The organism is Streptomyces sp. S07_1.15 (genome assembly GCF_020739505.1).
GTDB classification, from domain to species: domain Bacteria; phylum Actinomycetota; class Actinomycetes; order Streptomycetales; family Streptomycetaceae; genus Streptomyces; species Streptomyces xinghaiensis.
On record NZ_JAJBZK010000001.1, the window covers coordinates 6,524,014 to 6,546,242 of the forward strand.

18 protein-coding genes are annotated in these 22,229 nt (G+C 74.6%); 17 read left to right on the forward strand and 1 reads right to left on the reverse strand.

Going from position 1 to position 22,229, the window contains the following annotated elements; all coding sequences use genetic code 11:
* The first annotated feature begins 331 nt into the window (after positions 1-331).
* The 14 genes from pyrR to LIX60_RS28125 all read left to right on the forward strand — a co-directional run bounded on the left by pyrR (position 332) and on the right by LIX60_RS28125 (position 17,820).
* A complete protein-coding gene (gene pyrR / locus LIX60_RS28060; protein WP_227961775.1) occupies positions 332-934 on the forward strand; it encodes a bifunctional pyr operon transcriptional regulator/uracil phosphoribosyltransferase PyrR in 603 nt (200 codons plus the stop codon).
* A 209-nt stretch (positions 935-1,143) separates the two neighbouring features.
* Positions 1,144-2,172, forward strand: coding sequence for an aspartate carbamoyltransferase catalytic subunit (locus tag LIX60_RS28065; protein WP_227961776.1), 1,029 nt, complete (start codon positions 1,144-1,146; stop codon positions 2,170-2,172).
* A 2-nt stretch (positions 2,173-2,174) separates the two neighbouring features.
* Positions 2,175-3,479, forward strand: a complete 1,305-nt coding sequence (locus tag LIX60_RS28070) for a dihydroorotase (RefSeq protein ID WP_125626457.1) — start codon at positions 2,175-2,177, stop codon at positions 3,477-3,479.
* Positions 3,476-4,162 (forward strand): hypothetical protein, encoded by a 687-nt coding sequence (locus LIX60_RS28075; RefSeq protein WP_227961778.1) that lies wholly within the window; start codon positions 3,476-3,478, stop codon positions 4,160-4,162. The genes LIX60_RS28070 and LIX60_RS28075 overlap by 4 nt, the downstream gene beginning before the upstream one ends.
* Positions 4,159-5,322 carry a glutamine-hydrolyzing carbamoyl-phosphate synthase small subunit gene (carA, locus tag LIX60_RS28080; RefSeq protein ID WP_227961780.1) on the forward strand — a complete coding sequence of 388 codons (1,164 nt, stop codon included), beginning with the start codon at positions 4,159-4,161 and terminating at the stop codon, positions 5,320-5,322. The genes LIX60_RS28075 and carA overlap by 4 nt, the downstream gene beginning before the upstream one ends.
* Complete coding sequence (gene carB, locus LIX60_RS28085) at positions 5,315-8,635, forward strand: carbamoyl-phosphate synthase large subunit (protein WP_227961782.1); 3,321 nt, start codon at positions 5,315-5,317, stop codon at positions 8,633-8,635. The genes carA and carB overlap by 8 nt, the downstream gene beginning before the upstream one ends.
* 298 nt (positions 8,636-8,933) lie before the next feature.
* Positions 8,934-10,061 (forward strand): quinone-dependent dihydroorotate dehydrogenase, encoded by a 1,128-nt coding sequence (locus LIX60_RS28090; RefSeq protein WP_227961784.1) that lies wholly within the window; start codon positions 8,934-8,936, stop codon positions 10,059-10,061.
* 95 nt (positions 10,062-10,156) lie between these two features.
* The gene (pyrF, locus tag LIX60_RS28095) at positions 10,157-10,957 is read left to right on the forward strand and encodes an orotidine-5'-phosphate decarboxylase (RefSeq protein WP_374117996.1); all 801 of its coding nucleotides are present in this window, start codon (positions 10,157-10,159) and stop codon (positions 10,955-10,957) included.
* Between the two features lie 269 nt (positions 10,958-11,226).
* On the forward strand, positions 11,227-11,550 hold the full coding sequence (locus LIX60_RS28100) for an integration host factor (RefSeq protein WP_019708716.1): 324 nt from the start codon (positions 11,227-11,229) through the stop codon (positions 11,548-11,550).
* A gap of 61 nt (positions 11,551-11,611) precedes the next feature.
* Positions 11,612-12,193: a guanylate kinase gene (gmk, locus tag LIX60_RS28105; protein WP_043472893.1), complete on the forward strand. Its 582-nt coding sequence runs from the start codon at positions 11,612-11,614 to the stop codon at positions 12,191-12,193.
* Between the two features lie 70 nt (positions 12,194-12,263).
* On the forward strand, positions 12,264-12,542 hold the full coding sequence (gene rpoZ / locus LIX60_RS28110) for a DNA-directed RNA polymerase subunit omega (protein ID WP_019708714.1): 279 nt from the start codon (positions 12,264-12,266) through the stop codon (positions 12,540-12,542).
* A gap of 182 nt (positions 12,543-12,724) precedes the next feature.
* Complete coding sequence (coaBC, locus tag LIX60_RS28115; RefSeq protein WP_227961789.1) at positions 12,725-13,969, forward strand: bifunctional phosphopantothenoylcysteine decarboxylase/phosphopantothenate--cysteine ligase CoaBC; 1,245 nt, start codon at positions 12,725-12,727, stop codon at positions 13,967-13,969.
* A 276-nt stretch (positions 13,970-14,245) separates the two neighbouring features.
* Positions 14,246-15,469 (forward strand): methionine adenosyltransferase, encoded by a 1,224-nt coding sequence (gene metK / locus LIX60_RS28120; protein ID WP_227961791.1) that lies wholly within the window; start codon positions 14,246-14,248, stop codon positions 15,467-15,469.
* A gap of 173 nt (positions 15,470-15,642) precedes the next feature.
* A complete protein-coding gene (locus LIX60_RS28125) occupies positions 15,643-17,820 on the forward strand; it encodes a primosomal protein N' (RefSeq protein ID WP_374117933.1) in 2,178 nt (725 codons plus the stop codon).
* 74 nt (positions 17,821-17,894) lie between these two features.
* On the opposite strand, the gene LIX60_RS28130 is transcribed toward LIX60_RS28125, so the two are convergent.
* The gene (locus tag LIX60_RS28130; protein ID WP_227961795.1) at positions 17,895-18,518 is read right to left on the reverse strand and encodes a hypothetical protein; all 624 of its coding nucleotides are present in this window, start codon (positions 18,516-18,518) and stop codon (positions 17,895-17,897) included.
* 451 nt (positions 18,519-18,969) lie between these two features.
* Here LIX60_RS28130 and fmt point away from each other — a divergent pair, with 451 nt between their 5' ends.
* The 3 genes from fmt to LIX60_RS28145 all read left to right on the forward strand — a co-directional run bounded on the left by fmt (position 18,970) and on the right by LIX60_RS28145 (position 22,189).
* A complete protein-coding gene (gene fmt, locus LIX60_RS28135; RefSeq protein WP_227962954.1) occupies positions 18,970-19,902 on the forward strand; it encodes a methionyl-tRNA formyltransferase in 933 nt (310 codons plus the stop codon).
* Between the two features lie 319 nt (positions 19,903-20,221).
* Positions 20,222-20,689, forward strand: coding sequence for a nuclear transport factor 2 family protein (locus LIX60_RS28140; RefSeq protein ID WP_227961797.1), 468 nt, complete (start codon positions 20,222-20,224; stop codon positions 20,687-20,689).
* A gap of 60 nt (positions 20,690-20,749) precedes the next feature.
* Positions 20,750-22,189: an RsmB/NOP family class I SAM-dependent RNA methyltransferase gene (locus LIX60_RS28145; RefSeq protein WP_227961799.1), complete on the forward strand. Its 1,440-nt coding sequence runs from the start codon at positions 20,750-20,752 to the stop codon at positions 22,187-22,189.
* Positions 22,190-22,229: the final 40 nt, after the last annotated feature.

Sequence of the window (22,229 nt, forward strand, 5' to 3'; positions counted from 1 at the left end):
GACGAATTGGTAACTCACTGTGATGTTACGCAGCGTAATTCTGCTTCGTCAAGCGGAGGGGGTCCCACCGAGATCCGGCCCGTACGCGGGGCGCCTCCGCCGGGGTCCCGGTACCCCCTCCCGTACAGCTTTCCGTACGGCCCGGCGGGCTTCCGCGCTCACCCCCGGGGGGCGGGGCGGGCCCCCGCTCCACCGGGCCGGAGCCGGGGCCCGTCCCGTCCGCCCCGGCCGCCGCCCGCCGTGCGCGCCCGCCCTGGTATCGTTCACCGGGCACGATCCCCGACGTCCTTTAACATCCGTCCCGTGAGGCGGAGAAGGAGGTCCGTTTCCCATGGACGCATCCTCAGCCGTATCCGGTGAATCCGGTCCCCCGGTCCCGCCGGCCCGCCCCGTGCTGGAGGCCCCGGACATCGCCCGGGTCCTGACCCGCATCGCGCACGAGATCGTCGAACGCGCCAAGGGCGCCGACGACGTCATACTGCTCGGCATCCCCACCCGCGGGGTCTTCCTCGCCCGCCGCCTCGCGGCCAAGCTGGAGGAGATCACCGGCCGCCCGCAGCCCACCGGTTCGCTGGACATCACCATGTACCGCGACGACCTGCGGCTCCGCCCGGCCCGCGCGCTCGCCCGCACCGACATCCCCGCCGACGGGGTCGACGGCAAGCTGGTCGTCCTCGTCGACGACGTGCTCTTCTCCGGCCGGACGATCCGCGCCGCCCTCGACGCCCTCGGCGACATCGGCCGCCCGCGCGCCGTGCAGCTCGCGGTCCTCGTGGACCGCGGCCACCGCGAACTGCCGATCCGCGCCGACTACGTCGGCAAGAACCTCCCGACCTCGCTGCGGGAGACGGTCAAGGTCCAGCTCACCGAGGAGGACGGCCGCGACAGCGTGCTCCTCGGCCGGCGCGGCACCGTCCCGCCCGGCGAGCGGTAGCGCCCCGCGCCCGGCCGGGCCCGCGCGCCCGGCGCCCCCGTACGGCGCCTGCCGCGCCCGCCCGCGCCGCCGCACCGGAACCTCCGCTTCCGGCCCGTGCCCGGGCCGGCCGGCGAGGCCCCGGACGGTCCCCGAACGCCCTCCCGGCCCGCGCCGGGACCGAAGCCCAGCGAACCCCGCACACCGTTCCCGAATCCCCGGAGCACCGGATGCAGCGCCACCTCACCTCGGCCGCGGATCTCACCCGTGACGACGCCCTCCTCGTCCTCGACACCGCCGAGGAGATGGCCCGGGTCGCCGACCGGCCGATCAAGAAGCTCCCGACCCTGCGCGGCCGTACGGTCGTCAACCTCTTCTTCGAGGACTCGACCCGGACCCGGATCTCCTTCGAGGCCGCCGCGAAGCGGCTCTCCGCCGACGTCATCAACTTCTCCGCCAAGGGCTCCTCTGTCTCCAAGGGCGAGTCGCTCAAGGACACCGCGCTCACCCTGGAGGCGATGGGCGCCGACGCCGTCGTCATCCGCCACCACGACTCCGGCGCGCCGCACCGCCTCGCCACCTCCGGCTGGATCGGCGGCTCGGTCGTCAACGCCGGCGACGGCACCCACGAGCACCCCACCCAGGCCCTGCTGGACGCCTTCACCATGCGCCGCCACCTCGCGGGCGCCCCGGACGGCGGCCCGGTGCCGCACGGAGCGCCCGGCGACGGCACGGGCCGCGATCTGGCCGGCCGCCGCATCACCATCGTCGGCGACGTGCTGCACAGCCGCGTCGCCCGCTCCAACGTCCATCTGCTCACCACCCTGGGCGCCGAGGTCACCCTTGTCGCCCCGCCGACCCTGGTGCCCATCGGTGTCGGGAACTGGCCCTGCGAGATCTCCTACGACCTCGACGCCGTCCTCGCCAAGTCCGACGCCGTGATGATGCTCCGCGTCCAGCGGGAGCGGATGAACGCCGCCTTCTTCCCCACCGAGCGCGAGTACGCCCGCCGCTACGGCCTGAACAGCGACCGGATGGCCCGGATGCCCGGCCACGCCATCGTGATGCACCCCGGCCCGATGAACCGCGGCATGGAGATCACCGCCGAGGTCGCCGACTCCGAGCGCTGCACCGCCGTCGAACAGGTGGCCAACGGTGTCAGCATCCGGATGGCCGTGCTCTACCTGCTGCTCGGCGGTGCCGGACCGGCCGTCACCGGCACCCCCGACACCACCACCCGCACCGAGGAGAACGCCTGACCATGAGCGCCACGAGCGAGCCGAAGAAGACCCTGATCCGCGGTGCGCGCCTCCTCGGCGGCGAGCCGCTGGACGTCCTGATCGACGGCGGCACCGTCGCGGAGACCGGCACCGGCCTGAATGCCCCCGGCGCCACCGTCGTGGAGGCCGCCGGGCAGGTTCTGCTGCCCGGCCTCGTCGACCTCCACACCCATCTGCGCGAGCCCGGCCGCGAGGACTCCGAGACCGTCCTCACCGGCACCCGGGCGGCGGCGGTCGGCGGCTACACCGCCGTGCACGCCATGGCCAACACCTTCCCCGTCGCCGACACCGCCGGCGTCGTCGAGCAGGTCTGGCGGCTCGGCCGGGAGTCCGGCTACTGCGACGTCCAGCCGGTCGGTGCCGTCACCGTCGGCCTGGAGGGCAAGCAGCTCGCCGAACTCGGCGCCATGCACGACTCCGCCGCGGGCGTCCGGATCTTCTCCGACGACGGCAAGTGCGTCGACGACGCCGTGATCATGCGCCGGGCCCTGGAGTACGTGAAGGCGTTCGACGGCGTCATCGCCCAGCACGCCCAGGAGCCCCGGCTCACCGAGGGCGCCCAGATGAACGAGGGCACGGTCTCGGCCGAGCTGGGCCTGGGCGGCTGGCCCGCCGTCGCCGAGGAGTCGGTCATCGCCCGCGACGTGCTGCTCGCCGCGCACGTCGGCTCCCGGCTGCACGTCTGCCACGTCTCCACCGCCGGCTCCGTCGAGATCATCCGCTGGGCCAAGTCCAAGGGCTGGAACGTCACCGCCGAGGTCACCCCGCACCATCTGCTCCTCACCGACGAGCTCGTCCGCTCCTACGACCCCGTCTACAAGGTGAACCCGCCGCTGCGCACCGAGGCCGACGTCACGGCCCTGCGCGCGGCCCTCGCCGACGGCACCATCGACTGCGTCGCCACCGACCACGCCCCGCACCCCCACGAGGACAAGGACTGCGAGTGGGGCGCCGCGGCCATGGGCATGGTCGGCCTGGAGACCGCGCTCTCCGTGGTCCAGCACACGATGGTCGACACCGGGCTGCTCGACTGGGCGGGCGTCGCCGACCGGATGTCCTTCCGCCCGGCCGCCATCGGGCGCCTCCACGGGCACGGCCGGCCCGTCGCCCCCGGTGAGCCCGCGAACCTGACCCTGCTCGACCCCGCTTACCGTGGAGTGGTGGACCCCGCGGGCTTCGCCTCCCGCAGCCGCAACACCCCCTACCAGGGCCGTGAGCTGCCGGGACGTGTGACGCACACCTTCCTGCGGGGCCGCGCGACGGTCGTGGACGGGAAGCTGGCGTGACGGTGACAACGGCAACAACGGCAACACTGACGACTCTGACGGCGACGGCCCTGGCCGCGGAACCCCGGTCCCAGGAGGTCACCGACTGGGCCGACCGGATCGGCTGGGTCGTCGGCCTGCTCCTCTTCGTGGCGCTGCTGTACTGGCTGATGCGCCAGGGCTGGAAGTGGCGCGGAACCCTCCAGTCCGACCTGCCCGAGCCCGCCGCCGTCCCGGAGCGCGGCACGGAGCCGGACGGCCGGCCGGACGGACCGGCGGACGGACTGGCGGGCGGGCGTGCGGACGAGCAGCCGCGGCTCGCGCTCACCGGCCGCTACCACGGCTCCACCACCGCCGGGCAGTGGCTCGACCGGATCGTCGCCCACGGCCTCGGCACCCGCAGCCGCGCGGAGCTCACCCTCACCGGCGCCGGCCTGGACGTCGTGCGCCCCGGCGCCCGCGACTTCCACGTCCCGGCCGGCGACCTGCGCGGGGCCCGCCTCGACAAGGGCATCGCCGGAAAGGTCCTCACCGAGAACGGCCTGCTGGTGATCACCTGGGAACTCGGCGGCAGACTCCTCGACTCCGGCTTCCGCGCCGACCGGGCGGCCGACCACGCCGCCTGGGTCGAGCGCGTCAACGAACTCTCCGGTGGCCCCATCGACGTAGCCGCCATCCGGCACGACAAGGAAGGCGCAGCATGACGACCTCGTCCCGCGGGGCCAGGACCCCCGCCGTACTCGTCCTGGAGGACGGCCGCAGCTTCCGCGGCCGCGCCTACGGGGCCGTGGGGGAGACCTTCGGCGAGGCGGTGTTCTCCACCGGCATGACCGGCTACCAGGAGACCCTCACCGACCCCTCGTACCACCGGCAGGTCGTCGTGATGACCGCCCCGCACATCGGCAACACCGGCGTCAACGACGAGGACCCGGAGTCGAAGAAGATCTGGGTGGCCGGCTACGTCGTGCGTGACCCCGCCCGCACCCCGTCCAACTGGCGCTCCGTGCGCACCCTCGACGAGGAGCTGTCCGCCCAGGGCGTCGTCGGCATCAGCGGCATCGACACCCGGGCGCTCACCCGCCATCTGCGCGAGCGCGGCGCCATGCGCGTCGGGATCTTCTCCGGCGACGCGATCGCCGACGAGGGCGCCCTGCTGGCGCGGGTGCGCCGGGCGCCCGCGATGAAGGGCGCCGATCTGAGCGCCGAGGTGGCCACCACCGAACCCTACGTCGTCCCGGCGATCGGCGAGAAGCGCTTCACCGTCGCCGCCATCGACCTCGGCATCAAGGGCATGACCCCGCAGCGCATGGCCGAACGCGGCATAGAGGTGCACGTCCTGCCCGCCGACGCGAGCGCCGAGGACGTCTACGCCGTCGGCCCCGACGGGGTGTTCTTCTCCAACGGCCCCGGCGACCCGGCCGCGGCCGAGGGCCCCGTCACCCTGATGCGGTCGGTCCTGGAGCGGAGGACGCCCCTCTTCGGCATCTGCTTCGGCAACCAGATCCTCGGCCGCGCCCTCGGCTTCGGCACCTTCAAGCTGAAGTACGGCCACCGGGGCATCAACCAGCCCGTGCAGGACCGCGCCACCGGCAAGGTCGAGGTGACGGCGCACAACCACGGCTTCGCCGTGGACGCGCCGCTGGACGCCCCGTCCGACACCCCGTACGGCCGCGCCGAGGTCTCCCACGTCTGCCTCAACGACGACGTGGTGGAGGGGCTGCGGCTGCTGGACCGCCCCGCCTTCAGCGTCCAGTACCACCCCGAGGCGGCGGCCGGCCCGCACGACGCCGCCTATCTCTTCGACCGGTTCGTCGAGCTCATGCGCGACAACAAGCACCACACCCCGGAGGACCAGCGTGCCTAAGCGCACCGACATCCAGTCCGTCCTGGTCATCGGCTCCGGCCCGATCGTCATCGGCCAGGCCGCCGAGTTCGACTACTCCGGCACCCAGGCCTGCCGCGTCCTCAAGTCCGAGGGCCTGCGGGTGATCCTGGTCAACTCCAACCCGGCCACGATCATGACCGACCCGGAGATCGCCGACGCCACCTACGTCGAGCCGATCACCCCCGAGTACGTCGAGAAGATCATCGCCAAGGAGCGCCCCGACGCGCTGCTGCCGACCCTGGGCGGCCAGACCGCGCTCAACACCGCCATCTCCCTCCACGAGTCCGGCGCGCTGGAGAAGTACGGCGTCGAGCTGATCGGCGCCAACGTCGAGGCCATCCACAAGGGCGAGGACCGCGACCAGTTCAAGGACGTGGTCGCCGCCGTCAACGCCAAGACCGGCCACGGCGAGTCGGCCCGCTCGGTGATCTGCCACTCCATGGACGAGATCCTCGCGGGCGTCGGGGAGCTCGGCGGCTACCCGGTCGTCGTCCGCCCCTCCTTCACCATGGGCGGCGCCGGCTCCGGCTTCGCCCACGACGAGGAGGAGCTGCGCCGCATCGCCGGCCAGGGCCTCGCCCTCTCCCCGACCACCGAGGTGCTCCTGGAGGAGTCCATCCTCGGCTGGAAGGAGTACGAGCTGGAGCTGATGCGCGACAAGCACGACAACGTCGTGGTCGTCTGCTCCATCGAGAACTTCGACCCGATGGGCGTCCACACCGGCGACTCCATCACCGTCGCCCCGGCGATGACGCTCACCGACCGCGAGTACCAGACCCTGCGGGACATCGGCATCGCCGTGATCCGCGAGGTCGGTGTCGACACCGGCGGCTGCAACATCCAGTTCGCCGTCAACCCCGAGGACGGCCGGGTCATCGTCATCGAGATGAACCCGCGCGTCTCCCGCTCCTCGGCGCTCGCCTCCAAGGCCACCGGCTTCCCGATCGCCAAGATCGCGGCCCGGCTGGCGGTGGGCTACACCCTGGACGAGATCCCCAACGACATCACCGAGAAGACCCCGGCGTCCTTCGAGCCCACCCTCGACTACGTCGTGGTCAAGGCGCCCCGGTTCGCCTTCGAGAAGTTCCCGGCCGCCGACGCCACCCTCACCACCACCATGAAGTCGGTCGGCGAGGCCATGGCCATCGGCCGCAACTTCACCGAGGCGCTGCAGAAGGCGCTGCGCTCGCTGGAGAAGAAGGGCTCCCAGTTCGACTTCACCGGCGACCCTGCCGCCCTCGGCGACAAGCGGGCGCTGCTGGAGACGGCCGTGAAGCCGACCGACGGCCGGATCAACACCGTCATGGCGGCCATCCGCGCCGGGGCCACCCGCGAGGAGGTCTTCGGGGCCACGAAGATCGACCCCTGGTTCACCGACCAGCTCTTCCTCATCAAGGAGATCGCCGACGACCTCGCCGCCGCGCCGAAGCTGGAGCCGGAGCTGCTGGCCGAGGCGAAGCGGCACGGCTTCTCCGACGCCCAGATCGCCGGCATCCGGGGGCTGCGCGAGGACGTCGTCCGCGAGGTCCGGCACGCGCTCGGCGTCCGCCCCGTCTACAAGACGGTCGACACCTGCGCCGCCGAATTCGCCGCCCGCACCCCGTACTTCTACTCGTCCTACGACGAGGAGACCGAGGTCGCCCCGCGGGAGAAGCCCGCCGTGATCATCCTCGGCTCCGGGCCCAACCGCATCGGCCAGGGCATCGAGTTCGACTACTCCTGCGTCCACGCCTCCTTCGCGCTGCACGACGCGGGCTACGAGACGGTCATGGTCAACTGCAACCCGGAGACCGTCTCCACCGACTACGACACCTCCGACCGGCTCTACTTCGAGCCGCTCACCCTGGAGGACGTCCTGGAGATCGTCCACGCCGAGCAGCAGGCCGGCCCGGTCGCGGGCGTCGTCGTCCAGCTCGGCGGCCAGACCCCGCTCGGCCTGGCGCAGGCGCTCAAGGACAACGGCGTGCCGATCGTCGGCACCTCGCCCGAGGCGATCAACCTCGCCGAGGAGCGCGGCGCCTTCGGTCGCGTCCTGGAACAGGCCGGGCTGCCCGCCCCCAAGTACGGCACCGCGTTCTCCTTCGACGAGGCCAAGGCCATCGCCGCGGAGATCGGCTACCCGGTCATGGTCCGCCCCAGCTACGTCCTCGGCGGCCGCGGCATGGAGATCGTCTACGACGAGCCCTCGCTGGCCGGGTACCTGGAGCGGCACGCCGGCCTCATCTCCGAACACCCGGTCCTCGTCGACCGGTTCCTCGACGACGCCATCGAGATCGACGTCGACGCGCTGTACGACGGCGAGGAGCTCTACCTCGGCGGCGTCATGGAGCACATCGAGGAGGCCGGCATCCACTCCGGCGACTCCGCCTGCGCGCTCCCCCCGATCACCCTCGGCGGCTTCGACGTCAAGCGGCTGCGGGCCTCGACGGAGGCCATCGCCAAGGGCGTCGGCGTCCGCGGGCTGATCAACATCCAGTTCGCCATGGCCGGGGACATCCTGTACGTGCTGGAGGCCAACCCGCGCGCCTCGCGCACCGTGCCCTTCACCTCGAAGGCCACCGCCGTCCCGCTGGCCAAGGCCGCCGCCCGGATCTCCCTGGGCGCCACCATCGCCGAACTCCGCGCCGAGGGCATGCTCCCGGCGCGCGGCGACGGCGGCACCCTGCCACTGGACGCGCCGATCTCCGTCAAGGAGGCCGTGCTGCCCTGGAGCCGCTTCCGCGACTCCTCCGGCCGCGGCGTGGACACCGTCCTGGGCCCGGAGATGCGCTCCACCGGCGAGGTCATGGGCATCGACTCGGTCTTCGGCTCCGCCTACGCCAAGTCGCAGGCCGGCGCGTACGGGGCGCTGCCCACCAAGGGCCGCGCCTTCGTCTCCGTCGCCAACCGCGACAAGCGGGCCATGATCTTCCCGGCCCGGGAACTGGTCGGCCTCGGCTTCGAACTGCTCGCCACCTCCGGCACCGCCGAGGTGCTGCGGCGCAACGGCATCAACGCCACCGTCGTCCGCAAGCAGTACCAGGGCGCGGGGCCGCGCGGCGAGAGGACCATCGTCCAGCTCATCCACGACGGCGAGGTGGACCTCATCGTCAACACCCCCTACGGCACCGGAGGGCGGCTCGACGGCTACGAGATCCGCACCGCCGCCGTCGCCCGCGGCGTCCCCTGCCTGACGACGGTGCAGGCCCTCGCCGCCGCCGTGCAGGGCATCGAGGCGCTGACCCGCGGCGACATCGGGGTCCGCTCGCTGCAGGAACACGCCGAACACCTGATCGCCGCGCGCGAGGAGTGAGACGGGGGAGGGGGACACCGGCGCGGTGTCCCCCTCCGCGCGAGCCGGGCCGCTCCCCGCACCGGCGGCGTGAGCGGGGGCGTGCGACCCACGGCGGGCGCCCGCCGCGCCCCGCGCCTCCGCACCCGCCCCGCGCCTCCGCACCCGCCCGGCGCCTCCGCACCCGCCCCGCGCCTCCGCACCCGCGCCCCGGCCCCCCGCGGCGGCGAGGGCCCGCCCGTACCCCGCCCCGCCGCCGCTCCCGGCGGGCCGCCGCCCGCCGCCCCGTACCGCTCACCTCCCGCAGAAACGGCCCGAGATGTACGCCCTCCTCTTCAACCTCCTCTTCCGGCGCCTGGATCCCGAGCGCGCCCACCACCTGGCCTTCGGCTGGATCCGCCGCGCCGCCCGCGTCCCCGTGCTCCGCACGCTGCTGGCCGCGCTGCTCGCCGCCCGCCGCCCGGAGCTGCGCACCACCGCCTTCGGCCGCGAGATGCCCGGCCCGTTCGGGCTCGCGGCCGGCTTCGACAAGAACGCCACCGGCATCGACGGCCTGGCGATGCTCGGCTTCGACCATGTGGAGATCGGCACCGTCACCGGCGAGCCGCAGCCCGGCAACCCCGCGCCCCGGCTGTTCCGCCTGGCGGTGGACCGGGCCCTGATCAACCGGATGGGCTTCAACAACGACGGCTCGGCCGCCGTCGCCGCGCGTCTCGCGGCCCGCGCCGCCGCCCGCCGGGGCCGGCGCGGGGTGACCCTCGGCGTCAACATCGGCAAGACCAAGACCGTCCCGGAGGACGCGGCGGTCGCCGACTACGTCACCTCCACCGAGCGGCTAGCCGCCCACGCCGACTACCTCGTCGTCAACGTCTCCTCCCCGAACACCCCCGGCCTGCGGAACCTCCAGGCCACCGAGCAGCTCCGCCCGCTGCTCACCGCCGTCCGCGAGGCCGCCGACCGCACGGTCCCCGGCCGCCGTGTCCCGCTGCTCGTCAAGATCGCCCCCGATCTGGCGGACGAGGACGTGGACGCCGTCGCCGACCTCGCCGTCGACCTGGGCCTGGACGGCATCATCGCCACCAACACCACCATCGCGCGCGACGGCCTGGGCCTGCGCACCCGCCGGGACCTCGTCGGGTCCATCGGCGCGGGCGGTCTCTCCGGCGCCCCGCTGAAGGCCCGCGCCCTGGAGGTGCTGCGCCGCCTGTACGCGCGTGTGGGCGACCGCGTCACCCTCGTCGGCGTGGGCGGCGTGGAGACCGCCGACGACGTCTGGGAGCGCGTCCTCGCCGGCGCCACCCTCGTCCAGGGCTACAGCGCCTTCGTCTACCAGGGACCGCTCTGGTGCCGGCGCGTCCACCGCGGCCTGGCCGCACGCCTCGCCGCGAGCCCGTACGCCACCCTCGCCGACGCCGTCGGCGCCGACACCCGGAAGGCCGCCGCATGAGCTCCCCGGACCAGCCGAGCCACGACCCGGACCCCGGCCACCACCCGGATCCGGCCGGCCGCCCCGAGCCCTTCGGCGCCCGGCTGCGCCGGGCCATGGACACCCGCGGACCGCTCTGCGTCGGCATCGACCCGCACGCGTCGCTCCTCGCGGACTGGGGACTGAACGACGACGTCGCCGGCCTGGAACGCTTCACCCGCACGGTGGTCGACGCCCTGGCCGGCCGGGTGGCCGTCCTCAAACCGCAGTCCGCCTTCTTCGAGCGGTTCGGCTCCCGGGGGATCGCGGTGCTGGAACGGGCCGTCGCCGACGCCCGCTCCGCCGGGGCCCTGGTGCTGATGGACGCCAAGCGCGGCGACATCGGCTCCACCATGGCCGCGTACGCCGACACCTATCTGGCCAAGGGCAGCCCGCTGTTCTCGGACGCGGTGACCGTGAGCCCGTACCTCGGCTTCGGCTCGCTGCGCCCCGCGCTCGACCTGGCCCGGGAATCCGGCTGCGGCGTCTTCGTCCTGGCGCTCACCTCCAACCCGGAGGGCGCGGAGGTGCAGCGGGCCACCACCCCCGGCGGCCGGTCCCTGGCGCAGGTGATGCTCGACCACATGGCGCGGGAGAACGCCGGTGCCGCGCCGCTGGGTTCGGTCGGCGCCGTGGTGGGGGCGACGCTGGGGGAGACGGGGGCCGATCTGGCCATCAACGGCCCGCTCCTCGCGCCCGGCATCGGGGCCCAGGGAGCGACGCCCGCCGACCTCCCCCGCGTCTTCGGGCCGTCCGTCTCCCACGTGGTGCCGAGCGTCAGCCGGGCGGTGCTGCGGCACGGGCCCGGTCCGGCCGGACTGCGGACGGCGGCGGCGCGCCTGGCCGACGAGGTGCGGGCGGCCGTAAACCCCGCATGAGGCCCGGTCGGGGGCCCGGCGGGGCGGTGGCCCCCGCTTCGTTGAACAATCCTGGCCGAAAGTAGGGGTCTTATGTCTCGATTGTCCACATCAACAGAGTCTGACCAGGACTTTTCGCCTGTTCTCGCTGACTCGGGCGGCCCGGACCGCTAGTCTCCGTCGAGAGCGCTCGCATCAATGCGGTGCTCACCGCCCCGCAGGCAACGGCGGGGTGGCCGGTTTCACGATCCATCCGTATCCGACAGTTCGATATCCGAGGTGACGTAGGCGTGGCTCTTCCGCCCCTTACCCCTGAACAGCGCGCAGCCGCGCTCGAAAAGGCCGCCGCGGCTCGCCGGGAGCGCGCCGAGGTCAAGAATCGGCTCAAGCACTCCGGTGCCTCCCTGCACGAGGTCATCAAGCAGGGCCAGGAGAACGACGTCATCGGCAAGATGAAGGTCTCCGCGCTCCTGGAATCCCTGCCCGGCGTCGGCAAGGTCCGGGCCAAGCAGATCATGGAGCGGCTCGGCATCTCCGAGAGCCGCCGGGTCCGGGGCCTCGGCTCCAACCAGATCGCCTCTCTCGAGAGGGAGTTCGGCGGCACGCACGCCTGAGGACTCTCCGGCGTGACGCCCGGGGTTCTCCGGCACTCCCGGGAAGCTGGATAATCACCGCATGAGTGAAGCAGTCTCCCGGGGGGCGACCCGCCGCCCGCGACTGACCGTGCTCTCCGGCCCCTCCGGGGTCGGCAAGAGCACGGTCGTCGCCCATATGCGCAAGGTTCACCCCGAGGTCTGGCTCTCGGTCTCCGCCACCACCCGCTCCCCGCGCCCGGGCGAGCGGGACGGAGTGCAGTACCACTTCGTGCGGGACGACGAGTTCGACAAGCTGGTGGCCAACGGCGAGCTGCTGGAGTGGGCCGAGTTCGCGGGCAACCGCTACGGCACCCCCCGGCGCGCCGTCCTGGAACGGCTGGCGGCGGGTGTGCCCGTCCTGCTGGAGATCGACCTCCAGGGTGCCCGCCAGGTGCGCGAGGCCATGCCCGAGGCCCAGTTGGTCTTCCTGGCACCGCCGGGCTGGGACGAGCTCGTCCGCCGCCTGACGGGCCGCGGCACCGAGCCCCCCGAGGTCATCGAGCGCCGGCTGGAGGCGGCCCGGGTCGAGCTCGCCGCCGAGGAGGAGTTCGACACCACCCTGGTCAACACCTCGGTCGAGGACGTCGCGCGTGAGCTGCTAGCCTTGATGCAGGTAGATTGATCCATTCCATCCTTTTCACCGTTACCGGCGGCTCCTCCCCGGTAATCACCGGCACTTCGGAAGGCAGAGCGTGTCCTCTCCCATCACCACGCCCGAGGGCATCATCAACCCGCCGATCGACGAGCTCCTCGAGGCCACGGACTCCAAGTACAGCCTCGTGATCTACGCCGCCAAGCGCGCGCGCCAGATCAACGCGTACTACTCCCAGCTCGGTGAGGGACTCCTCGAGTACGTCGGCCCGCTGGTGGACACCCACGTCCACGAGAAGCCGCTGTCGATCGCCCTGCGCGAGATCAACGCCGGTCTGCTGACCTCCGAGGCCGTCGACGGCCCGGTCACGAAGCAGTAGCAGCAGGCAGTACAGGAAGCGGACAGGCGCCCCACGGCGCTTCCGGACGGGCCCGGCAGAGCATCTGCCGGGCCCGTGGTGTGTCATGGACCCGTGCGGCGGGCCCGTGCCCCGCGGACGGCGCGCGGGCACGGAGCGCACGGCACGGACGAGCGCGAGAGGCGAGGTGGACGGTGGAGCCGGTGGAGCCGAAGGCACCGAACGGGACGGCGGCGCAGGCGGGGCGCCCGAGGGTCGTCCTCGGGGTGAGCGGCGGCATCGCCGCGTACAAGGCGTGCGAGCTGCTGCGCCGGCTCACCGAGTCGGGGCACGACGTGCGCGTCGTACCGACCGCGTCGGCGCTCAACTTCGTCGGCGAGGCCACCTGGTCCGCACTCTCCGGTCACCCGGTCTCCGCCGAGGTGTGGGAGAGCGTCCACGAGGTGCCGCACGTCCGCATCGGCCAGGCGGCCGACCTCGTCGTCGTCGCGCCCGCCACCGCCGACACCCTCGCCCGCGCGGCCCACGGCCTCGCCGACGACCTGCTGACCAACACCCTGCTCACGGCCCGCTGCCCGGTGGTCTTCGCCCCCGCCATGCACACCGAGATGTGGGAGCACCCGGCCACCCGGGAGAACGTGGCGACGCTGCGCCGCCGCGGCGCCGTCGTCATCGAGCCCGCCGTGGGCCGGCTCACCGGCGCGGACACCGGCAAGGGGCGGCTCCCCGAACCGGGCGAGATCTTCGAGGTCTGCCGCCGGGTGCTGGCGCGCGGCGCGGCCGCCGCGGAGCGCGACCTCGCGGGCCGCCATGTCGTCGTCAGCGCCGGCGGCACCCGTGAACCGCTGGACCCGGTCCGCTTCCTCGGCAACCGCTCCTCCGGCAAGCAGGGGTACGCCCTGGCCCGTACGGCCGTGGCGCGCGGCGCGCGGGTCACCCTGATCGCGGCCCACACGCATCTGCCCGACCCGGCGGGCGCCGATGTCGTCCCCGTCGGCACGGCCGTACAGCTGCGCGAGGCGGTGCTCAAGGCCGCCGCCGGCGCGGACGCCGTCGTCATGGCCGCCGCCGTGGCCGACTTCCGGCCCGGCCGGTACGCCGAGGGCAAGATCAAGAAGAAGGACGGGGAGGAGCCCGCGCCCGTCACCCTGGTCCGCAACCCCGACGTCCTCGCCGAGATCTCGGCGGAGCGGGCCCGGCCCGGGCAGATCGTGGTGGGCTTCGCCGCCGAGACCGACGACGTGCTCGCCAACGGCCGCGCCAAGCTCGCCCGCAAGGGCTGCGACCTGCTCGTCGTCAACGAGGTGGGGGAGGGCCGGACCTTCGGCTCGGAGGAGAACGAGGCCGTGATCCTGGGTGCGGACGGCACGGAGACCCCGGTGCCGTACGGGCCCAAGGAGGCCCTCGCCGACACCGTGTGGGACCTCGTCGCGCGGCGGCTGGTCTGAGGCCGGCCGAAGACGGCCGCGCGCCGCGTCGAGCCGGTGCGCGCGGGCCCCTCGGCGGCGAAACGCCGTGACACGCGGAACCGTTCCGGCCTGCCGGAATGCTCGACTCCCGCTGGTGCGGCGCCGGTGCCGCAGGTCACAAGGCTCCCAAGGATCGAGACGCCGTGTCCGAGACCGCGCCGCTCCGGATAAACTGCCTGCGGAACCGTGCGGCCGCAGCCTCGAAACGGTTCCGCCACGATTCAGCCAGCAGCCGCTGCAACCCCAGGGAGCGATGTGTCCCGCCGCCTGTTCACCTCCGAGTCCGTCACCGAGGGCCACCCAGACAAGATCGCTGACCAGATCAGCGACTCCATCCTCGACGCCCTCCTCATGGAGGACCCGGCCTCCCGCGTCGCCGTCGAGACCCTGATCACCACCGGTCTGGTCCATGTGGCCGGCGAGGTGACGACGAAGGCGTACGCGGACATCGCGACGCTCGTGCGCAGCAAGATCCTCGACATCGGCTACGACTCCTCGAAGAAGGGCTTCGACGGCGCCTCCTGCGGCGTCTCGGTCTCCATCGGCTCGCAGTCCCCCGACATCGCCCAGGGCGTGGACACCGCGTACGAGCAGCGCGTCGGGGGCGCCTCCCAGCGGGACGCGGACGACGAGCTGGACCGGCAGGGCGCGGGCGACCAGGGCCTGATGTTCGGCTACGCCTGTGACGAGACCCCCGAGCTGATGCCGCTGCCGATCAACCTGGCGCACCGGCTCTCCCGCCGGCTGTCGGAGGTGCGGAAGAACGGGACCATCCCCTACCTCCGCCCGGACGGCAAGACCCAGGTCACCATCGAGTACGACGGCGACAAGGCCGTCCGCCTCGACACGGTCGTGGTCTCCTCCCAGCACGCCTCCGACATCGACCTGGACAGCCTGCTGGCCCCCGACATCCGCGAGTTCGTCGTGGAGCACGTCCTCGCCGAGCTGATCGAGGACGGCATCAAGCTCGACACCGCCAACTACCGGCTGCTGGTGAACCCCACCGGCCGGTTCGAGATCGGCGGCCCGATGGGCGACGCCGGCCTCACCGGACGCAAGATCATCATCGACACCTACGGCGGCATGGCCCGGCACGGCGGCGGCGCCTTCTCCGGCAAGGACCCGTCGAAGGTCGACCGCTCGGCGGCGTACGCCATGCGCTGGGTCGCCAAGAACGTCGTCGCGGCCGGCCTCGCCGCCCGCTGCGAGGTCCAGGTCGCCTACGCCATCGGCAAGGCCGAGCCGGTCGGTCTCTTCGTGGAGACCTTCGGCACCGCCACCGTCGACGTGGAGAAGATCGAGCAGGCCATCGGCGAGGTGTTCGACCTCCGCCCGGCCGCGATCATCCGCGACCTCGACCTGCTCCGCCCGATCTACGCCCGAACCGCCGCCTACGGCCACTTCGGCCGGGAGCTGCCCGAGTTCACCTGGGAGCGCACCGACCGCGTCGAGGCGCTGCGCAAGGCCGCCGGGGCCTGACGGCCGGCCCCGCGTTCTCCGGCCGCGGCCCGGAACCCCGTGAGCGGGGGCCCGGGCCGCGGCCGTGTCCCGGCGCCCTTCCCGCGGCGGACGGACGGACCGGCCCCCGCGCCCGCGTGCGGCCGCCCGGGGCGGAGCGGGGCATGTCGGTGCGCTCTGGTAGGACTGGGACGGTGAGCAGCGAGAACCGGCGGCCGGGCGGGGAACCGGCGCACCAGCCCCCGGTGGCGCACCGCCCCCCGGCGGCCGGACCGCCCGGGGGCGAACAGCTCGCGCTGATCCGGGAGACGGTGCGGACGGCCAAGGTGCCCCGGGCCAAGCCGCGCACCTGGCGCGGTGCCGCGCTCGCCGGGGCGGACCCGGTGGCCCGGGTCCTCGTGGACAAGGGCCTCGTCCACCTCGACCGCTTCTTCGACTACGCCGTCCCGGCCGCCATGGACGCCGAGGCCCGCCCCGGTGTCCGGGTGCGCGTCCGGTTCGGGGCGGGGGAGCGGAACGGCCGCCGCGAGGGCGGCGGGCTGATCAACGGCTTCATCGTGGAGCGCCGCCCCGACAGCGACTACCAGGGCACCCTCGCCCCCATCGCCCAGGTCCTCTCGCCCGAGCCGGTCCTCTCCCCGGAACTGCTCGCGCTCTGCCGCGCGGTCGCCGACCGGTACGCCGGTGCCCTGGCCGACGTCGTCCAGCTGGCGGTGCCGCGCCGGATGGCCCGCGCCGAGAAGAAGGAGTCGCCGCCCGCCCCGCCGGCGCCGCCCGAGCCGGAGCCCGGCGGCTGGGAGCGGTACACCGGCGGCCCCGGCTATCTGCGCGCCCTGGCCTCCGGCGGCACGCCCCGCGGCGTGTGGACCGCGCTGCCCGGCGCCGAGTGGGCCGGAGAGCTGGCCCGCACCGTGGCGGCCACGCTCGCCGGGGGCCGCGGCGCCCTCGCCGTGCTGCCCGACGGGCGCAGTGCCGCCCGGGTGGACGCCGCGCTGACCGCGCTGATCGGCCCGGGGCACCATGTGGTGCTCACCGCCGACGCCGGCCCCGAGGCCCGCTACCGCCGCTGGCTCGCGGTCTCCCGGGGCGCCGTCCGGGCCGTGATCGGCACCCGGGCCGCGATGTTCGCCCCCGTACGGCAGCTGGGCCTGGCGGCGATCTGGGACGACGGCGACTCCAGCCACAGCGACGAGCACGCCCCGTACCCGCACGCCCGCGAGGTCCTGATGCTGCGGGCGGCCCACGAGGGAGCCGGCTTCCTGCTGGGCGCCCACGGCCGGACCGTCGAGGCGGCGCAGCTCGTCGAGACCGGCTGGGCGCACCCGCTGGCCGCCGAACGCGAGACGGTGCGGGCCACCGCGCCCCGGGTGCGCACCATCGGCGACGGCGACGAGGCACGGGACCCGGCGGCCCGGGCCGCCCGGCTGCCCAGCCTGGCCTGGCGCACCGTCCGCGACGCGCTCCAGCGGGGGCCGGTGCTGATCCAGGTGCCCCGGCGCGGCTACGTCCCCCGGCTGGCCTGCGAACGCTGCCGCACGCCCGCGCGCTGCGCGCACTGCTCGGGGCCGCTGGAGGCGGTGGGCCCGGCGGAGGCGCTGTGCTGCGGCTGGTGCGGGCGGGAGGCGCCGGGGTGGCACTGCCCGGAGTGCGGCGGGGCGCGGCTGCGCGGCCAGGTGTTCGGCGCCCGCCGCACGGCCGAGGAGCTGGGCCGGGCCTTCCCGGCGGTGCCGGTGCGCACCTCCGGCCGCGACCACGTCCTGGACACCGTGCCGGACGCGCCCGCGCTCGTCGTCAGCACACCCGGCGCGGAACCGGTCGCCGAGGGCGGCTACGCGGCGGCGCTGCTCCTCGACGGCTGGGCGATGCTCGGCCGCCCCGATCTGCGCGCCGGCGAGGAGACCCTGCGCCGCTGGCTGGACGCGGCCGCACTGGTGCGCCCGGAGCCCGCCGGGGGGACGGTCGTGGTGGTCGCGGAGCCGTCGCTGCGGCCGGTGCAGGCGCTGGTCCGCTGGGATCCCGCCGGGCACGCCGCGCGGGAGCTGGCCGAGCGGGCGGAGCTGGGCTTCCCGCCCGTCTCCCGGATGGCGGCCGTGGCGGGCCCGCCGGAGGCGGTCGCGGGTTTTCTGGGGACGGTCCGGCTGCCCCCCGGGGCGGAGGTGCTCGGCCCGGTGCCGATGCGCGTACCCGGCCCCGGCGGCGCCCGGCCCGGAGGGCCGCCCCCGGGCGAGCAGTGGGACCGGGCGCTGATCCGGGTGCGGCCCGGCAACGGCGCCGCGCTGGCCTCGGCGCTCAAGGCCGCCCAGGCGGCGCGCCTCACCCGCCGGGAGGGGCCGCCGGTGCGGATCCGTATCGACCCGCCGGACCTCGGCTGACCCTGCGAAGGGCGGGACGGAACGGCCGGCCCCGCGGCCTCCCGGGGGCGGGGGCCGGGGCCGGGAGACGGCCGTCAGCCGTTGCGGGGCGCCGGAAAGCCGTTCGGACGCGGGGTCTCGGGCAGGCCGTGCGGGCGGGAGGGCTCCGGCAGCGCGGAGCCGGGCGCCGGGCCCGTGACGGAACGGGCCGCGGGGACGACCGGCCGGTCGGACGGGGGCTGCCGCTCCTGGACGGGCGGGGCGGGCTCCGGGCGCGGACCGTCCGTGGCCGTGGCCGTGGCCGTCGTGCCCGCCGGGGAGGGGGCCGTGGCGGCCGCCTCGGCCTCGGCCGCGCTGCGCGCCGCGGCCCGCCGTGCACCGCCGTAACGCCGGTGCACGGCCTGCTTGGTGACCCCGAGGGCGGAACCCACCGCGTCCCAGGAGAACCCCAGGGAGCGGTCGAAGTCGACGGCGGCCGTGACCAGGGTCTCGACGCTGTCCCGCAGCTCCTGTGCCAGCCGGACCGTCGGCGCCGGCGCCCGCCCGTACACGATGAAGCCCGCCGCTGACGGGCCGCTGCGGCGGGGGCGGTAGACGGTGCCGAGCTGAGCCGTGAGCGTGCGCAGGGCATCCGCCTGCCGGCGCACCCGCTCGATGTCCCGCACCAGCAGGTGCAGGCTGGCCCGGGCCTGGGTGTCGTGCGTGGAGTGGTCGGCCATCAACAAGCCTCTCGAAACCGGCGTTGCAGGGGATGGGCCCCGGCAGGGGCCCCGTGGCTGGTCAATCTCCCGTGACCAACGCCCGACGGGCCCCGCTGGTCACGGTGTCGGGGGCACGGGCCGGTGCGGGGGGCGCGTACCCGCGCGTACGCCCCCGGGTCCGGGGCCCGGGCCCGTTCGCCCCTTCGCACCGGAGCGGGCCGCGGCGCCCGGTGCCGTGCGCCGCCCGGCGGAGGGGCGCCCGCACGCCGGACCGTACGCGGGCGTGCCCGGGGAACGCGGCGGGGTGCGGTGCCGGGCGCCGGGGACCCGGGGGAGCGGGGCCGGACAGGCCCTAGACTGGTGCGCCCCGTCCCCGGCCCCGCCCCGCGGGCCCGTCCCGGTGCCGTACCCGGTGCCCGGGGCGCTCCGGACCGGGAACCGACCGACCCGAGAGGCAGTGCACCCCCCGATGAAGCTGGTCTTCGCCGGCACCCCCGAGGTCGCCCTCCCCGCCCTGGACGCCCTGATCGCCTCGGACCGGCACGAGGTCGCGGCCGTCGTCACCCGGCCCGACGCCCCCGCCGGCCGCGGCCGGAAGCTGGTCGCCTGCCCGGTGGCGCAGCGGGCGGAGGAGGCGGGCATCGAGGTGCTGAAGCCGGCCCGTCCCCGGGACGAGGACTTCCTCGCCCGGCTGCGGGAGATCGCGCCCGACTGCTGCCCCGTCGTCGCGTACGGCGCGCTGCTGCCCAAGTCCGCCCTCGCCATCCCGGCGCACGGCTGGGTCAATCTGCACTTCTCGCTGCTGCCGGCCTGGCGGGGCGCGGCCCCGGTGCAGCACGCGGTGCTCGCCGGTGACGAGATGACCGGCGCCTCCACCTTCCTGATCGAGGAAGGGCTGGACTCCGGCCCCGTGTACGGGGTGATCACCGAGGAGATCAAGCCCACCGACACCAGCGGGGACCTGCTGACCCGGCTCGCCCTCGCGGGCGCCGGGCTGCTGGCCGCGACGATGGACGGCATCGAGGACGGCTCGCTCCAGCCGGTGCCGCAGCCGGCCGAGGGCGTCAGCCTCGCGCCCAAGCTGACGGTCGAGGACGCGGAGATCGACTGGCCGGCGCCCGCCCTCCGGGTGGACCGCGTCGTACGGGGCTGCTCGCCCGCGCCCGGCGCGTGGACGCTCTTCCGCGGCGAGCGGCTGAAGGTGATGTCGGTGGGACTGCTCCCGGAGCGGACGGACCTGGCGCCCGGCGCCCTGTCCGCGGCGAAGAACGCCGTGTACGCGGGCACGGGCTCGCACGCCGTCGAACTGCTGTGGGTGCAGCCGCAGGGCAAGAAGCCGATGCGGGGCGCCGACTGGGCCCGCGGCGTCCGCATCGGCCCGGACGACCGGCTCGGCGCCTGACGGGCTGCCGCGCCCGACGCAATCCGACGGACGGGCTCCGGGCCTGAACAGGCGTGAGCGGGCGGGGAGTCCGGGCCGCCGGGGGCGAGGCTCCGCCGGGCCGGCGCCCGGAGGCGGGCCGAGTGCCCGCCGCCCCTGCGGCCTGCCCGCCTCCTCCCAGTGGTTCCAGCCGCGGCATCCGGCTTCGCAGCGCCCTACGGCCTGGACGGCACCGGATGCACACCGGCCCGCGTCATCAAGTTTGACTAATCCCTTCTCCGGGCAGTACGGTCTGGGTAATTAGTCAAGCTTGATTAGTCATTTGTCATGGAGGAGCAGGATGACGGAGCAGCAGTTCACGGTCCCCGAGGCCGGAGCCGTGTTCACCCCCACCGATGAGGACCTCCGGGCGCTGGACGCGTGGTTCGCGCGGTACGAGGCCCTCAGCGCCCGGGCGGACGTCGAGGCGATGGCCGACATGGCCGTCTTCCCGCTCAACGTCATCACCGATGACGCGGCCGGCAACGGATCGGCGGAGCAGTGGGACCGCGAGCGGTTCACCGCCACGATGAGCGGGGTCCTGGGCGGGGCGGGCGGCGAGGAGCCCCGCTTCGAGTCGGTGCGCACCCCGCGGTTCCTGACCTCCTCGCTCGTCGCCGTCTTCACCGAGGGCGTCGTGACGGCGGGCGGGCACACTCAGACCCTGCGCTACGCGGACGTCCTGCTGAAGCGGAACGGGGAATGGGCGTTCCAGACCATGATCCAGGGCGGCTGGGGTGATACCGGGAAGGACGGCGGGGCGTCGTAGGCTGGACGGACCGTCCCCGTCGCCCGGGACCGTCCTCGTCACCCGCGGAGCACCTTTCCCTTGAGCACCGACCAGTCCCGTCGCCGCCGCCCCGGCAAGCCCTACCGCCGTCCCCGCAGGGACCCCGTCCGGGTCCTGGCCTACGAGGCGCTGCGGGCGGTCGACGAACGGGACGCCTACGCCAACCTCGTCCTCCCGCCCCTGCTGCGCAAGGCGCGGGAGGACGAGGGCTTCGACGGCCGCGACGCCGCGCTCGCCACCGAGCTGGTGTACGGGACGCTGCGCCGCCAGGGCACCTACGACGCGGTCATCGCGGCCTGCGTGGACCGGCCGCTGCGCGAGGTGGACCCGCCCGTCCTGGACGTGCTCTCCCTCGGCGCGCACCAGTTGCTCGGGACCCGGATCCCGAGCCACGCGGCGGTGAGCGCCACCGTCGAGCTGGCCCGGGTGGTGCTCGGCGACGGGCGGGCGAAGTTCGTCAACGCCGTGCTGCGCAAGATCGCGGCCGACGATCTGGACGGCTGGCTGGAGCGGGTGGCGCCCGACTACGACGAGGACCCCGAGGAGCACCTCGCCGTGGTCCACTCCCATCCGCGGTGGATCGTCTCCGCGCTCTGGGACTCGCTCGGCGGCGGCCGCGCCGGCATCGAGGACCTGCTGGAGGCCGACAACGAACGGCCCGAGGTGACCCTCGTCGCCCGCCCCGGCCGCTCGACCGCCGGTGAACTGCTGGACTCGGCGGGGGAGGAGTCGGCGCTGCCCGGCCGCTGGTCCCCGTACGCGGTACGGCTCTCCGAGGGCGGGGAGCCCGGGGCGCTGGAGCCGGTCCGCGAGGGCCGGGCCGGCGTCCAGGACGAGGGCAGCCAGCTCGTCGCCCTCGCCCTGGCGGGCGCCCCGCTGGAGGGGGAGGACAGCCGCTGGCTCGACGGCTGCGCCGGCCCCGGCGGCAAGGCCGCGCTGCTCGCCGCCCTCGCCGCGCAGCGGGGGGCGTCGCTCCTCGCTGCGGAGAAACAGCCGCACCGGGCCCGGCTCGTCGCGCGGACGCTGGCCGGCAATCCCGGCCCGTACCAGGTGATCGCCGCGGACGGCACCCGGCCGCCGTGGCGCCCCGGCAGCTTCGACCGGGTGCTCGTCGACGTGCCCTGCACCGGGCTCGGCGCGCTGCGCCGCCGCCCCGAGGCCCGCTGGCGGCGGCGCCCCTCCGACCTGGAGGGTTTCGCGCCGCTCCAGCGCGGGCTGCTGCGGGAGGCGCTGAACGCCGTCCGGGTGGGCGGGGTCGTCGGCTACGCCACCTGCTCCCCGCACCTCGCCGAGACCCGCGCCGTCGTCGACGACGTGCTCAGGGGCCGCGGCGGGCCGGCGCCGGAGGCCGAACTCCTCGACGCGCGGCCGCTGATGCCCGGCGTCCCCGCGCTGGGCGACGGCCCCGACGTCCAGCTCTGGCCCCATCTGCACGGCACCGACGCGATGTACCTGGCCCTGCTGCGCCGCACGTCCTGACGGCGCGGGGCCGGGCGGACCGTCGGTGCCCGGGTGGCCC